Raw genomic sequence first — 14,956 nt, forward strand, 5'->3', positions numbered from 1 at the left:
CGGTGCCTCTGTCTGATCGCCACTAAAGCTGTCTGGTCGGTCAGAATGGGCCGACTATAGCAACTTGCTCACAAGGTTAAAAACAATTTATTTTAATATTGTGTACAAGTTTATAGCGGCGCGAGCGAGTGCCGTGGCTGGCAGTCTGTTGCCGTTGTGAATGCTGGACTGTTGCGCGAGTACGCCCCCGCGAATGGAGTCGTTTTCGCGATGTTGCACAGGTCATAGGTGGCCCGGGCGCGCTCCGCTCGGCGCGCAGCGACAGCCAGCCATGCCGTGTGCCGCGGCCATCACCCACGGTGCACTGCCTGCGGCGAGTGTCAGCCTAGGGTTCGCGAATTGTTGCAGAACCTGGGTGAGCGCTTTTATACCAGCGCTCAGTCGCCCGTTTGCAGGCTGCGGGCGACGTGTTCTGCCAGGCCGGTGCCGGCCTCGCTCATGGTCAGATAGGTGCGGTCGGCACCGGCTTCCTGGATGCGCTGGGCCATGTCTTCATACATCGCGTGGGCGACGATCAGCCCCTCGAAGCCGCGTTCGCGCAGCTTATGGGTGGAGATGATCTTGGCTTCCTGGTCGTTCATGGCCAGGATCACCGCTTCGACCGCCGGCATCTCCAGGCTCTGCCAGAACATCTGATCTTCGGCGTCGGCGAATTGCACCCGGCGCCCGGCCCTGGCGCTCAATTCGATCATCCCTGGGTCGGAGTCCAGGCTGGACAGCTGGAAGCCCTTGTCCTTGAGGTGATCGTAGGCGGCGCGGCCTGTGCGGCCCATGCCGATGATCAGGATCTGCGCATCGCCCAGCGAGATCGGCTGTTCGTCGGGATGGCGGATGTCGCGCTCAAGCGGGATCAGGCGTCTGGCCAGGCGCTCGTAGAGCGGGTGGACGAAGCGGTTCAGTTGCGCGGAAATGACGAAGGATAGGGCCACGCTGATGGCCAGGGGGGTGAGCCATTGTGGCAACACCACACTGGCCACGATCAGGCCGAACTCGCTGTAGTTGGTCAGGCTGACGCTGCTGAGAAAGGCGCTGCGCGCGCGTAGCCGGAACATCAGGAACAGGCCGAAGAACAGCATGCCCTTGAGCGGTAGCAGTAGTGACATGACCACGGCGAAGATCATGGCACTGGTATCCGGCAGGCCACCGATGCCGATCTGCAGGAAGAAGCCAACCAGGAATACTTCCTTGATGCCCCACAGCGAGTTGGACAGCTCGACGGCTCGCTTGTGTTTGGCCAGCAGGGCGCCAAACGCCAAGGCGCCGAGTTCGGAACTGAGGCCCAGCGACTCGAAGCCATAGCCGCCGACCACCAGCGCCAGCAGCAGGCCGAGCAGCACCATCAGTTCATCGTGACCGCTGGCATCGAGCAGACGGTACAGCAGCGGGCGCAGCAGGGGCAGGGCGAATACCAGCAGCGCCCAGGGCGAAGGGGCGTCGCCATTGGCCAGGCTCATCACCAGCAGGGCGAGCAGGTCCTGGATGATCAGTACACCGATTGCTACCCGGCCGTGAAAGGCGCGCAGCTCGCGCCTGCTCTCCAGCACCTTCGCCGCCAGCACGGTACTGGAAAAGGACAGGGCGATGGCCAGCAGTAGGCCCTCCTGCCAGGGCAGGTCGAGGATCAGCAGGATGGCCGGCAGGAAGATCAGGCTCGAGATGACGAAGTGCAGCAGCCCCCCGCCAATCACCTCGCGCCTGATCAGGTTGCTCGGCTTGAGCTTGAGGCCGACGGTGAATAGCAGCAGGAGCACACCGAGGTGGGCAATATGTTCCAGCGAAGCACTGTCGCCCGGGCCTACGCCGAGGGGTTCGCCAATAGCCGCCAGGGCGAAGCCGGCCGCCAGGTAGCCGATCAGCGGCGGCAGACCCAGGGCGCGAGCTGCCAGGCCCAAGACGAAGGCGAAGGCGATCCAGGTGGCTTCGATCATGGGCTGTCCTTATTGGCGTGAAGCATCGGGCTAGAGACGGTGCATTGTAACGGGCCAGCAGAAGGCCATGTCTAGCGCGGGGCCGCTTCGGTGCAAATACAGTCGAGCAGGCGTGTTTTCTCAGCTAACAAAAAGCCCGCACATAGGCGGGCTCAATGAGTGAAGGACAGGCCGTGCCTGTCCAGAGGCGTTGTTTAGTCGATCTGCGCGCCCTGGGCGATCCATGCGCCGATCAGGTCGCGCTCGTCCTGGGTCATCTGGGTGATGTTGCCCAGCGGCATGACCTGCGAGGCGATGGCCTGGGCCTGGATCTTCGCGGTCTGGGCCTTGATCTGCTGCGGGGTGTCGAGCATGAAACCCAGTGGCGCGGCGCTGAACATCGGGCTGCTCGGCGTGGCCGAGTGGCATACGCTGCAACGTTCCTGGATCACCTGGTTGACCTCGGCAAAGGCAGTGCCTGCTCCGCCTGGGGCCGCGTCAGGCGAGGGCTCGAGCACTTCTTCTACCTTGGCGACGCTGACGGCTGGCTGGCTGGCTGAAGTGGCCACCGGGATGGCGTTTGCGGCCGGGCGCAGCGGGGCGGTGACATACGCCAGGCAGATCATGCCCAGTGCTGCCACTGGCAGGGTCCAGGCGTATTTGTTGCTGTTGTGGCGGGTGTTGAAGTAGTGGCGAACCAGTACTGCAAAGATGGCGATGCCCGCCAGAATTAGCCAGTTGTAGCTGCTGCCATAGGTGCTCGGGAAGTGGTTGCTGATCATGATGAACAGCACCGGCAGGGTGAAGTAGTTGTTGTGACGCGAGCGCAGCAGGCCTTTGGCCGGCAGGGCCGGATCAGGCGTGGTGTTGTCTTCGATGGCCTTAACCAGTGCGCGTTGTGCCGGCATGATGGTGAAGAACACGTTGCCGACCATGATGGTGCCGATGATGGCGCCGACATGTAGGTAGGCTGCGCGACCACTGAAGATAGTGCTGAAGCCGTAGGCAGCCGCGATCAGGAGGATAAACAGCACCGCGCCGAGCAGGGCCGGTTGCTTGCCCAGCGCCGAGTCACAGAGGAAGTGGTAGGCCACGTAGCCTGCAACCAGTGAACCGAGGCCGATGGCGATGGCGACGGTGGGTGCCATGTCGCTACCGGGCGCAATCAGGTAAAGCGACGGGTTGAGGTAGTACACCACCATCAGCAGGGCAACGCCGGACATCCAGGTCCAGTAGGCTTCCCACTTGAACCAATGGAGGTTCTCCGGCATTTTCGGCGGCGCCAGCTTGTACTTCTCCAGGTGATAGATGCCGCCACCGTGGATCGCCCAAAGGTCACCGGCCAAACCGTCTTTCGGGTTGACCCGATTGAGGTTGTTTTCCAGCCAGACGAAATAGAAGGATGCGCCAATCCAGGCGATACCGGTAATCATGTGAATCCAGCGCACGCCCAGATTCAGCCACTCAGTCAAATGTGCTTCCACAGTCAGTACCTCTTTCCCGATGCCGGCAGGCCGGCGCCAGGCTTCTCTTATTGGTGGGGAGCGAGCAGCAGTTGCTCATGCTCATCAAAGAAATGCTCATCGCAGTTGTTGCCGGAACCACTGCGATCAACCACCAGGAAGTCATCCCGCTTTTCGATCGTCAGCACCGGATGGTGCCAGACGCCGCGATGGTAATTGACGCCCTGCCTGCCGTTGCTGCGGAAGGCGCGGACTAACGCTGATTCAGGTGCATCGCCAAGTGGCGCGACCACGATCAGAAAGGGCTGGCCGAGCAGCGGTATGAACGCCTGGCTGCCCAGCGGGTGACGCTCCAGCATACGCACGGTCAACGGCATCTCCAGGGCTTGGGCACTGAAAATACTGATGATCGCCTGATCCTCAGGCTGGGCGGTCTCCACGGTGGCCACTTTGTGATAGCGGCGAGTGGAACCGTTGTTGATCATGAAGAACTCGCTGCCTTCAGTCTCGATGACATCGCCAAAGGGGGCGAAGGCTTCTTTGCTCAGTGGCTCGATGATCAGTGTGCGCATGGTTGGCCTACTTGTTCGTTGTAGTGCCCCTCGCTGATAAGGAAGGGGGGGCTGATGTCAGTCTGTTTGTGGGAGGGGCTTAGCCGCGACATGCTAAAAAGGCTCGCGGCTAAAGCGGAATGCCGCCCAGCCCCTCCCACAGAGACCTCTGCGCGTTCTACTTGGCGACTTTACCGAACAGGCGCAGGCGGCTGATACCACCGTCCGGGAATACGTTTACCCGTACGTGAGTGATCGGGCCGAGCGCCTTGATCTGTTCGGCGAACTCGTGCTCGGCGTGCATCTCGAGCTTCTGGCTTGGCAGCAGGTCACGCCAGAACAGGCTCTGGGTTTCGATCTGGCTGTCGGTGCCGCCTTTGACGAACGCGCCCTGGATCGAGCAGCTATCCGGGTAGTTGCCTTTGAAGTGCAGGGTATCGACGACAATGCGTTCGATTTCTCCCGGTGCGCCAAGGGCGACGATCACCCAGTCGTTGCCCGGGGTGCGCCGGCGTGCGGTTTCCCAGCCGTCACCCATGTTGATGCCACGGCCCGGGTTGAGGATGTTGCTCATGCGGCCGAAGTGCTCGTCGGAACAGGCCAGGGCGCGACCGCCATTCAGCGCGGCGGCCAGGTCGACCTGCTCGTTGTCGCCGACGTTGCTCCAGTCGCGGAACGGCACGCCGTAAACGCGCAGGCGGGCGACGCCGCCGTCCGGGTAGATGTTGAAGCGCAGGTGGGTAAAGGCCTGGGCATTGTTGATTGCGTGGTAGTGGTGATTGTTGCCTTGCAGCTCAACCGCGCCCAGCACTTCAGTCCACTCGGTGCTATCAGTCGGGTCGCCTGCGGCGACGAAGCAGCCCTCCAGCGAGGCGGACGGCGGGAAGTTGCCGGTGAAGAAGCTGGTGTCGATATCAACACCTTTGATCGAACCGGCCACGCCGAGGCGAATCACGGCGCTGTCGTAGCCTTCGAAACGCTTGCGCCGCGATTCCCAGCCATCCATCCACTTGCCGTTGTCATCGAACACGCCTTCCTTCCACACCGCCGGGGTCGGTTGGAACAAGCGGTTGACGTCGGCGAACCAGTCATCGGTTACCGAGATGGCCTGGGTGCCGAGGCGCGCGTCGGCCAGGTTGACGTATTTCTCGAAGGGTACGGCGTAAGCTTTCATGTCGTGTCTGCCTTAACAGTGAGGGCGGGGAGTGGCGGGCTAGAGCTGCTGCAAGCGAAACAGGGCGATCTTGTTGATCTCGGCCAGGGCGCAGGCGAATTCCTGCTCCGGGGGGTTGTGGATACGCTCCTCGAATGCCGCCAGAATCTGGTGCCGGTTGCTGCCTTTCACCGCCATGATGAAGGGGAAGCCGAACTTGGCCTTATAGGCGTCATTCAGTTCGGTAAAGCGGGAGAACTCGTCGGCCGTGCATGCGCTGATGCCGGCGCCGGCCTGTTCGGTGGTGCTGGAGGCGGTCAGCTCGCCACGCACTGCCGCCTTGCCGGCTAAGTCCGGGTGAGCGTTGATCAGGGCCAGTTGCTCGGCATGGCTGGCGCTGAGCAGGATGTCGGCCATGCGCTGGTGCAGGCCATTGACTTGATTAACGCTGTCGTCCAGGCCCAGCTCGAACGCCTTCTCGGCCACCCAGGGCGAGTGCTCGTAGATATCGGCGAAGACGTTGACGAAGTCTTCGCAGCTCAGGCGCGACGGGGTCAGGGTCTGAAAGCGGCTCATGTGCGGGTCTCGACAAAAGGGTGGGTGGCGTGCCAGTGGCGGGCGATATCGACGCGGCGGGCGCACCAGACTTTTTCGTGGCTTTTGACGTACTCGATAAAGCGCGCCAGGGCGGCGATCCGCGCGGGGCGGCCGAGCAGGCGGCAGTGCATGCCGATCGACAGCATTTTCGGCGCGCCAGCCACGCCTTCGGCGTAGAGCACATCGAAGGCGTCTTTCAAATACTGGTAGAAGTCGTCGCCGGTGTTGAAACCCTGCGCCTGGGTGAAGCGCATGTCGTTGGTGTCCAGGGTGTAAGGGATCACCAGGTGCGGCTTGGCCGCGCTGCTGGCTGGATCCCAGTAGGGCAGGTCGTCGTCATAGGTGTCGGAATCGTAGAGGAAGCCACCTTCCTGCATGACCAGGCGCCGGGTGTTCGGCCCGGTGCGGCCGGTGTACCAGCCCAGCGGGCGCTCGCCCGTGATGTCGGTGAGGATACGGATGGCTTCGAGCATATGCTCACGCTCTTGCGCCTCGTCCATGTACTGGTAGTCGATCCAGCGATATCCGTGGCTGCAGATTTCATGGCCGGCCGCGACCATGGCCTTGATCATGTCGGGGTTACGCTGGGCGGCCATGGCGACGGCGAACACGGTCAGCGGGATAGCGTGCTGGTCGAACAGTTTGAGCAGGCGCCACGCGCCGGCGCGGCTGCCGTATTCATAGAGCGATTCCATGCTCATGTTGCGTTCGCCCTGCAGCGGCTGGGCGGAAACCATCTCGGAGAGGAAGGACTCGGACTCCTGGTCACCGTGCAGTACGTTGCGCTCGCCACCTTCCTCATAGTTGAGGACGAACGACAGGGCAATGCGGGCATCGCCAGGCCAGTGTGGATGCGGCGGGTTGTTGGCGTAACCGATCAGGTCGCGTGGGTAGTCAGCGCTCACTGCAGTCTTCCTTCTTGGCGTGTTGCGGTCACTGCGTAGCCCAGGTGACGAGGGACGCGACCGTGATGGGCTAATTGTATACAAAATGAATAACGCTTTGTAAATAAAAAATCAGCTTTATTGCTAAATCAATTCTCGCCATTGAATCTGTGTGGGTGCCCAGGCCGTGCGCCTGGCGCCTGTCCTTATCCACGAGGTTTACCATCATGGCTGTACCTGAAACGGCGGTTTTGACGGAATTATTGTAAATATAATTGTGTACAATAAATCAAAAAAATGTCTTGAATGATTCGGCGGCATGCTATGCTCCGCCCAACTCAAGGCTGCTGGAGCCTGAGTCATCTGCCGAATTCAATATTCAATAACAGTAGAGGAGGTGCGGTGTCTGCGTGGCAATTGGCCGGCGTGGATGCCTGATAGCTATGGGACGATTGACCACACATGTTCTAGATGCCGCGCACGGCTGCCCCGGCAGCGCCATCACTGTTGAGTTGTATCGGGTCGAAGGCGCGCAGATGGAGCTGGTTACCCGCGTGGTGACCAACCATGACGGCCGTTGCGATGCGCCTATTCTGCAGGGCGACGATTACCGCAGTGGTGTCTACCAGCTGCACTTCCATGCGGGCGATTATTACCGGGCCCGTGGCGTGCAGTTGCCCGATCCGGCGTTTCTCGATGTGGTGGTGCTGCGCTTCGGTATCGATGCCGGCCAGGATCACTACCATGTGCCGCTGCTGATCTCCCCGTACAGCTACTCCACTTATCGCGGTAGTTGATTGCTCAGGCGGGGCTGCGCTGGGTGAGCCGGCAGGCCCGTTGTGTGGAACCTGATGGCAGGCACTCGAGTGCCTGCCATCACTGTTTCTGCGCAGTGAATGGCGCCATCAAGTTTTGAAGCGATTAACCAGTTCATTGAGCTGAGTGGAGAGGCTGGAGAGGTTGTGCGAGTCACTGCGCGCCGACTCTGCCAGGCCTGCGACCAGCTGCGCATCGCCATGGATCATGCTGATGTGACGGTTGATGTCTTCGGCGACCTGGTGCTGTTCTTCGGCGGCAGTGGCGATTTGCGCATTCATATCGCGTATTACATCGACCGACTCGCGGATCAAGCCGAAGCTTGAGCGGGCGTCGGTAATGCTGCTAACCGTACTCTGCGATACCTCCAGGCTGGCATGCATTTGCTTGCCCATCTCCCGGGTGCGCTGGGCCAGACTGCTCAGCAGTCCGTCAATTTCAGCGGTGGAGTCCGCGGTGCGCTTGGCCAGCGCGCGGACCTCGTCAGCCACAACGGCAAAGCCCCGACCCTGTTCGCCGGCACGTGCCGCTTCAATCGCAGCATTGAGGGCAAGCAAGTTGGTTTGTTCGGCTATCGAGCGAATGGTGCCGAGAATCGACTGGATATTATTGTTGTCCTGCTCGAGCTGCTGCATCGCCGCTGCGGACTGGGATATTTCTCGGCTCAGCTTCTCGACGTTGCTGACTGCGGCATCGATTTGCAGTTGCCCGTCACGTGCCTGTTTTTGTCCATTGTCCGCCGACTCCGCGGCCTGAGAGCAGGAGCGAGCCACTTCGTTGGCGGTGGCGACCATCTCGTGAAAGGCGGTGGAGACCATGTCGATCGATTCACGCTGCCGTCCTGCAGCTTCGGTCATGTCGCCAGAAACCTTGGAGGAGGTGGTTGAGGTCTGCTGGATATGCTGGGCAGCTTGGCCAATGTTGAGGATCAATTGACGAATGGCCGTGAGGAACTGATTGAACCAATTGGCCAGTTGCGCGGTTTCATCCTGGCCACGCACGGTAAGGGCCTGAGTCAGATCGCCTTCACCTTGGGCAATGCCTTCCAGGCCACTGGCTACCGCGCGAATCGGTCTGACGATAAGCCCGGCAAAGCTGGCTCCCACCAGGGCAAACACGGCGGCGAGCACGATTGCCAACCCCACGATGATCCAAGTCAGGCGGGTGACCCCGGCCATCGCTTCTTGTTCACTGATCAGGCCGACAAAGCGCCAGCCCAGTTGTTCGGAAGGCCAGACGTTGGCCATATAACGTGCCCCGTTCAGCTTTACTTCGACCAGGCCTTTTTGTGCATTGCTCAGCGTGTTGTATCCGTTCTTCAAGTCACTTATTTTCTTGAAGTTGTTATTAGGGTTTTGGGGGTCGACCAGAATGGTGCCGTTATCCTCCATCAGCATCAGGTAACCACTTTCGCCCAGTTTGATCTGCTTGACGATGTCGGTCAGCTGCTTGAGTGAGACGTCGATGCTGATCACCCCACCCGGGTTGCCGAGGGTGTTGGCAATGCTGCGAGCGCTGGCTAACAGTACGGCATCGTCGGGGGCCCAGTAGTAGGCGTCGGTGCGCACGGTCTTGCCCTGATTGTCCATGGCTTTTTGATACCAGGGGCGTTTGCGCGGGTCGTAATTGCTCACTTTGGAGTCTTCTGGCCAGCTCACATAGCCGCCTTGGATATTTCCCATCGATACATAGGAATAGGCAGGGTGGCTGGTCCCCAGGCCAGCAAACAGGCCGAGGATTTGCTTGTCTTGCTCGCCGGTTGGGATGCTTGCAGCGTTGGCATCAATATATTGCTTGAGGCTGTCGTCGGATTGAGCAACGAGCGGGTGCTTGGCCAGGTATTCGACGTTTTGGTTGATGCCATCGAAAAATAACCGCATGGCGTTCTCTACCTGGCGGATCTCGCGGGCGCTGGTGTCGACGAACTCAGTTCTGGCATCGCTACGCAGATTGACGATGACCAGAACGGCGACCAGCATGATGGGGACGCAGGCGATGATTGCGAAGGCCCAGGTCAGTTTTTGTTTTATGTTCATCAGGGGTCCTTGCGCACGACGCTGTGCGGGAATTTTGGGGCTCTTATAGTGTCGGCTGCCTAGCAGCCTGTCGGACTTGAATTCATGAACGGGGATATCAATAGTGAGGCGAAGCGATTCGCCCCACTATTGAGGTATTTCCAGGCTTTTTTGCCCCGAATTTCCTGAGAACGAGCGGGTTTAGTTCATTTCTACCCACACTGGACGGATTTGTGGCGCAAAACGGCCATGCGTTTCAAATTCCAGGCCAGACATACCAGGCGCCATTCGCCGCTCACCTTGTCCTTGCCTCGCAGCAGAAACTGGCGAAAACCCATGACCGACTTGATGATGCCGAACACCGGTTCCACCGTCTGTTTGCGCAGCGCATAGAGGCGGCGCCCCGGCTGGCTCTTGAGTTTGTGCGCCATGCGTTGTTGCACTGTGGCATCAGCGTCGAGCGCTGCCAGCTCCTCGAAGCGCGCCTTCCAGTGCGGGTGATGATCTTCGCGTGCCACCGCCAGGTAGGGCTCGATTCCCGCCGCCTCGCAGGCGGCGATGTTGCTTTCGCTGTTGTAGCCACAGTCCCCGAGCACCACGTTCACCTGACCCAATGACTCCGGTAGCGCCTTAAGCTCGGCCAGCATGGGGACGACTTGTTGCTTGTCGTTGCCCGCCTGAGTGAGGCCTGGCGCCACCACCAACAGGGTGTCGGTATCCACTGCGGCCTGGGCGTTGTAGCACTGTTCGAAGCCGCCGCCAGCCACCCGCATGATGCGCGAGTCTTCGTCGGTGAGGTTGATTTGGTCGTGTTCGGTAGGCCCTTCCACTGGGGCTTTGGGCGGCTTGCCGCCGGGCTTCTTGCCCGTTTCTGCCGTGCGCGCCGCACGCTTGGCAAGCTTCTCTTGGTAGGCGGCCTGATCCTGCTCGAAACGCGCACGGGCGCGCACCTCGATCTTGGCCTTCGCCGCGTCCATGGCGAGCAAGCGATCTTGCCGGCGTTTGATCTCGTCCGGCAGATCGATGCCGACGGGGAGCTCTGCCTGGTCGGCCCGTTCAGCCAGCGCCAGGAGCTCCTGCACTTCGGCCTTGAGCTGGCGTTCGAGTGTCTGGATATGGCCATAGGACAGTGCACTGTGGCGTGAGGCGCTGGCATGCAGCTTGGTGCCGTCGAGGCTGATGGTGCCGAGCTTGAGCAGCTTCATCTCGCCCGCCAGCTCCAGCACCTGAAGGAAGATGCCGGCCAACTCGTCGAGGAAGCGGCGGCGGAAGCTGGCCAGGGTGTCGTGATCGGGGTGACTGCCTGAGGCCAGGTAGCGAAAGGCGAGCGAGTCGTAAGTGGCGCGTTCGATCATACGGCTGGAAAAGGTGCCGGTGGCATAGCCATAGACCAGCAGACTAAGCAGCACCTCGGGGTGATAGGCGGCGCTGCCGCGTCCGCCATAACGCCGGGTGAGCGCACTCAAGTCGAGCCGTTCGATGGCTTCGAGAATGAAACGGGCCAGGTGGGCTTCTGGCAGCCAGTCATCCATCGATGGCGGGAGCAGGTAGTCAGTCTTGCGGTCGATCGGACGAAAGCGGCTCATGCGGAGGCATCGGCTGGGCGGTGTCGGGATTATCCTGGAATCCAGTGATTAAGTCCGACAGGCTGCTAGCTGAGAGCTTTACCCAGTGCGCTCGCCAGTTGTCTATTCGCGCCAACTGTCGCCTTGTGGACCGCTAGAGAGGCAGTTTTGCGCTGCGATATGCTCGCATGCTGGGTCGAAGGCGGCCGTGTAGGTCTGGTGCCCTTGCTGATCTTCCCTGCAGCGGCTCGATCTATCGCGGTAGCTGATAGCGAATGCTTGTGACCCTCTGACTCATGAGTAGAGCCCCTGGCCCGCGCCCACTGCGGGCTTTTTTGTTTGCTGGCGGGCATCAGAGCGCAGGACGGCCGGGCGGCGATCCGTTCGGACTATCCACGGCGTATCGCCTACGGCGAGTAGCGCCCTAGCAGCCTGTCGGACTTAATCACTGGATTCCAGGATAATCCCGACACCGCCCAGCCGATGCCTCCGCATGAGCCGCTTTCGTCCGATCGACCGCAAGACTGACTACCTGCTCCCGCCATCGATGGATGACTGGCTGCCAGAAGCCCACCTGGCCCGTTTCATTCTCGAAGCCATCGAACGGCTCGACTTGAGTGCGCTCACCCGGCGTTATGGCGGACGCGGCAGCGCCGCCTATCACCCCGAGGTGCTGCTTAGTCTGCTGGTCTATGGCTATGCCACCGGCACCTTTTCCAGCCGTATGATCGAACGCGCCACTTACGACTCGCTCGCCTTTCGCTACCTGGCCTCAGGCAGTCACCCCGATCACGACACCCTGGCCAGCTTCCGCCGCCGCTTCCTCGACGAGTTGGTCGGCATCTTCCTTCAGGTGCTGGAGCTGGCGGGCGAGATGAAGCTGCTCAAGCTCGGCACCATCAGCCTCGACGGCACCAAGCTGCATGCCAACGCCTCACGCCACAGTGCACTGTCCTATGGCCATATCCAGACACTCGAACGCCAGCTCAAGGCCGAAGTGCAGGAGCTCCTGGCGCTGGCTGAACGGGCCGACCAGGCAGAGCTCCCCGTCGGCATCGATCTGCCGGACGAGATCAAACGCCGGCAAGATCGCTTGCTCGCCATGGACGCGGCGAAGGCCACGATCGAGGCGCGTGCCCGCGTGCGGTTTGAGCAGGAACAGAGCGCCTATAAGGAGAAGCTCGCCAAGCGCGCGGCACGCGCAGCAGAAACCGGCAAAAAGCCGGGCGGCAAGCCGCCCAAAGCCCCGGTGGAAGGGCCGGCTGAGCACGACCAAATCAACCTCACCGACGAAGACTCGCGCATCATGCGGGTGGCTGGCGGCGGCTTCGAACAGTGCTACAACGCCCAGGCCGCAGTGGATACCGACACCCTGTTGGTGGTGGCGCCAGGCCTCACTCAGGCGGGCAACGACAAGCAACAAGTCGTCCCCATGCTGGCCGAGCTCAAGGCGCTACCGGAGTCATTGGGTCAGGTGAACGTGGTGCTCGGGGACTGTGGCTACAACAGCGAAAGCAACATCGCCGCCTGCGAGGCGGCGGGAATCGAGCCCTACCTGGCGGTGGCACGCGAAGATCATCACCCGCACTGGAAGGCGCGCTTCGAGGAGCTGGCAGCGCTCGACGCTGATGCCACAGTGCAACAACGCATGGCGCACAAACTCAAGAGCCAGCCGGGGCGCCGCCTCTATGCGCTGCGCAAACAGACGGTGGAACCGGTGTTCGGCATCATCAAGTCGGTCATGGGTTTTCGCCAGTTTCTGCTGCGAGGCAAGGACAAGGTGAGCGGCGAATGGCGCCTGGTATGTCTGGCCTGGAATTTGAAACGCATGGCCGTTTTGCGCCACAAATCCGTCCAGTGTGGGTAGAAATGAACTAAACCCGCTCGTTCTCAGGAAATTCGGGGCAAAAAAGCCTGAAAATACCTCAATAGTGGGGCGAATCGCTTCGCCTCACTATTGATATCCCCGTTCATGAACTCAAGTCCGACAGGCTGCTAGGGTGTTGGCTGCTGCTTTAACGCGTGGCCATCCAGATCAGCAAGCCCGCCTGGAACATGCAAAACGCCACCAGGCAGGCGATGGTGAAGCGCAGGCTGCTGTCTTCGCGGCGGAACAATTCGATGCGCGATTCCAACTTGCGCAGCTTGGCGTCCTGTTCGCGCAGGCTCAGATCGGCTTGTTGCAACATGGCAGCAGCATCGAGCAGGTCGACCATCTGCACCTTTTCGCTAGACCAATCGCTGTGCAGGCTGCTGACCCGCTCTGTGCTGTAACGCGCTTTGAGTTGCAGGGGGTCGAGGTATTCGATGACAAAGCCCTGGGCTTGCAGGCAGTGGTCGCGGCGTAGGCGGGAGTCTTCGCTGAGGGCATCCTTGGCCGCTAGGGTTGCGCCTTCTACCCGGTAATGTGCGCAGTGTTGCTGGGCCCAGGCGATGCCCTGGGCCAGCATAAAACGTCCCAGACCGCGATTGACCGGCTCTACCAGCAAGCCCTTTTCCGGGCCGAGGCGCATTTCCTGGCTGCGGTGGTCGATCCATACTTCCAGCAGGTTCAGTTCCTTGCGCTCCCGCACGCCGGGCAGGTGCAGGGTCAGGCGCAGCAGGCTCTGGCCCTTGGCGTGCCGTTCCACCCGGCCCAGTTGCACGAAGCGCAAAGGCCGTGCGCCGGTGTGACGGTCGACCGGCAGAGGGGCCAGACGCAATAGGCGAAAGTGCTCGGGTGCGAGATCCGCCCAGGGATGGGCTTTCTCGGCCATGGCATGGGCTTGGGCGGCGCTGTCAGGCGCAGATTGTGGCGAATTAGCGTCGGTCATAAAGGCAGTCCTGTGCGCGATACCAGCATAGGGCATCGGGCTGGCCCAACCTTTATCGGCCGGTTTGCGCGGTGCTGGAGGCTGGCGCTGTGCCGGTGTCGTCGATGAAGCTGGCGATCTGCTCGGTCAGCAGGCGCGCCAGGGGCAGGCGCGGGTTGTCGTAGGACGCCAGTTGCGCCTTGACGTCCAGCGGGACGATGCGCAGGACGTGGTTCATGCCCTCGACTATCACCAGTTGCGCATCCGTCTTGACGGCTTGCAAGGCCTCGGCATCGGCGACGCCGACCTGGATGTCGTGACTGCCCTGGACGATCAGTGCAGGGATCTGCAGGCGGGCAAAAACCTCGCTGGGGTTGTAGCGGAACAGTGAGATCAGATAGGGCTGCACGCTGGGACGAAACAGCACTTGCAGCTCATCGGGCACTGCATCGGTCGGCTGGCCGGCCAGTAGCGAGTCAAGCAGCCGATGGCTGTGCGTGAGCAGTTTTGGCGGCAGGCGATAGTGCAGTTGTTCGCGCAGTACCTGGTCGATGGGGCGTGAGCTGCCGGCAAGCGAGATCAGCGCATCGGCGCCGGCCGCGGGGGCCGCCAGGCTGGCGATCAAGGCGCCTTCGCTGTGGCCGATCAGGATCAGGCGACTGAAATTCCTATCGGCCTTGAGCAGCTGACCCCAGGCGGCCACGTCGGCGACATACTGCTCGACAGTCAAATCGCGCTCGTCCGGGGTGGCCGTGCGGCTGGCGGCGATCCCGCGCTTGTCGTAGCGCACACTGGCGATGCCATGCTTGGCCAGCGCCTGGGCCAGGCGCTTGAGGCTGTCGCTGTGCCCGCCAGCGGGGTTGTTGCCATCGCGGTCGGTCGGCCCGGAACCGGCGACCAGCAGCGCGACTGGGACCGGCTTGCCGCTTAACGGTCGTAATAAAGTGCCATGCAGGGTGCCCTGATCGGTTGCCAGGCGAATCGGTCGTTGCTCGATGGGATGGGGCGCGGCCTGGGTCAGGCCGGCAAGCAAGGTAAGGCTCAAGAGGAGAACTCGCAGCATGGGTAGGTACTATGGCAACGGAAGTGGTTTGGACGTCAGCACCGACATAAGGTTCTAGCGGCCTCTCAGTCCTGCTGCGCAGGTGTCACTGTCTTTAGCGTGAAGGCCGCATTTTTTCTGCATTTTCTCGTTAAATGGCCTGCTATTCGC

At 61.2% G+C, this 14,956-nt stretch carries 12 protein-coding genes and 1 pseudogene; 2 read left to right on the plus strand and 11 right to left on the minus strand.

What is annotated here, in order from left to right; translation table 11 throughout:
- Nucleotides 1-377: 377 nt before the first annotated feature.
- The 6 genes from VCJ09_RS10385 to puuE form a co-directional block, all read right to left on the minus strand.
- Nucleotides 378-1,928 (minus strand): cation:proton antiporter domain-containing protein, encoded by a 1,551-nt coding sequence (locus VCJ09_RS10385; RefSeq protein WP_324734247.1) that lies wholly within the window; start codon nt 1,926-1,928, stop codon nt 378-380.
- A gap of 194 nt (nt 1,929-2,122) precedes the next feature.
- Complete coding sequence (locus VCJ09_RS10390) at nt 2,123-3,391, minus strand: urate hydroxylase PuuD (RefSeq protein ID WP_324734248.1); 1,269 nt, start codon at nt 3,389-3,391, stop codon at nt 2,123-2,125.
- 47 nt (nt 3,392-3,438) lie between these two features.
- On the minus strand, nt 3,439-3,942 hold the full coding sequence (locus tag VCJ09_RS10395) for an ureidoglycolate lyase (protein WP_324734249.1): 504 nt from the start codon (nt 3,940-3,942) through the stop codon (nt 3,439-3,441).
- Between the two features lie 157 nt (nt 3,943-4,099).
- Nucleotides 4,100-5,095: an allantoicase gene (gene alc, locus VCJ09_RS10400; RefSeq protein WP_324734250.1), complete on the minus strand. Its 996-nt coding sequence runs from the start codon at nt 5,093-5,095 to the stop codon at nt 4,100-4,102.
- 39 nt (nt 5,096-5,134) lie between these two features.
- Entirely contained in the window at nt 5,135-5,650 is a 516-nt protein-coding gene (gene uraD / locus VCJ09_RS10405) for a 2-oxo-4-hydroxy-4-carboxy-5-ureidoimidazoline decarboxylase (RefSeq protein WP_324734251.1), read from the minus strand.
- A complete protein-coding gene (gene puuE / locus VCJ09_RS10410) occupies nt 5,647-6,576 on the minus strand; it encodes an allantoinase PuuE (protein ID WP_324734252.1) in 930 nt (309 codons plus the stop codon). The genes uraD and puuE overlap by 4 nt, the downstream gene beginning before the upstream one ends.
- A 422-nt stretch (nt 6,577-6,998) precedes the next feature.
- On the opposite strand from puuE, the gene uraH reads away from it, so the two are divergent.
- Nucleotides 6,999-7,352: a hydroxyisourate hydrolase gene (uraH, locus tag VCJ09_RS10415; protein ID WP_079201746.1), complete on the plus strand. Its 354-nt coding sequence runs from the start codon at nt 6,999-7,001 to the stop codon at nt 7,350-7,352.
- Between the two features lie 108 nt (nt 7,353-7,460).
- On the opposite strand, the gene VCJ09_RS24765 is transcribed toward uraH, so the two are convergent.
- The 3 genes and pseudogenes from VCJ09_RS24765 to VCJ09_RS10425 all read right to left on the minus strand — a co-directional run bounded on the left by VCJ09_RS24765 (nt 7,461) and on the right by VCJ09_RS10425 (nt 10,972).
- Complete coding sequence (locus VCJ09_RS24765) at nt 7,461-8,228, minus strand: methyl-accepting chemotaxis protein (RefSeq protein WP_371915442.1); 768 nt, start codon at nt 8,226-8,228, stop codon at nt 7,461-7,463.
- Nucleotides 8,229-8,315: 87 nt separating this feature from the next.
- Nucleotides 8,316-9,407: pseudogene (locus VCJ09_RS24770) on the minus strand (cache domain-containing protein); the annotation flags it as partial.
- Nucleotides 9,408-9,598: 191 nt separating this feature from the next.
- Nucleotides 9,599-10,972, minus strand: a complete 1,374-nt coding sequence (locus tag VCJ09_RS10425) for an IS1182 family transposase (protein WP_324733199.1) — start codon at nt 10,970-10,972, stop codon at nt 9,599-9,601.
- 472 nt (nt 10,973-11,444) lie between these two features.
- Between VCJ09_RS10425 and VCJ09_RS10430 the strand changes: the two genes are divergently transcribed.
- A complete protein-coding gene (locus tag VCJ09_RS10430; protein ID WP_324733576.1) occupies nt 11,445-12,818 on the plus strand; it encodes an IS1182 family transposase in 1,374 nt (457 codons plus the stop codon).
- 148 nt (nt 12,819-12,966) lie between these two features.
- Here the strand turns inward: VCJ09_RS10430 and VCJ09_RS10435 are convergent, their stop codons facing one another.
- Entirely contained in the window at nt 12,967-13,764 is a 798-nt protein-coding gene (locus VCJ09_RS10435; protein ID WP_407693023.1) for a hypothetical protein, read from the minus strand.
- Between the two features lie 52 nt (nt 13,765-13,816).
- Nucleotides 13,817-14,806 carry an alpha/beta hydrolase gene (locus VCJ09_RS10440; RefSeq protein ID WP_324734254.1) on the minus strand — a complete coding sequence of 330 codons (990 nt, stop codon included), beginning with the start codon at nt 14,804-14,806 and terminating at the stop codon, nt 13,817-13,819.
- Between the last annotated feature and the right edge of the window lie 150 nt (nt 14,807-14,956).

The organism is Pseudomonas paeninsulae (assembly GCF_035621475.1).
GTDB classification, from domain to species: domain Bacteria; phylum Pseudomonadota; class Gammaproteobacteria; order Pseudomonadales; family Pseudomonadaceae; genus Aquipseudomonas; species Aquipseudomonas paeninsulae.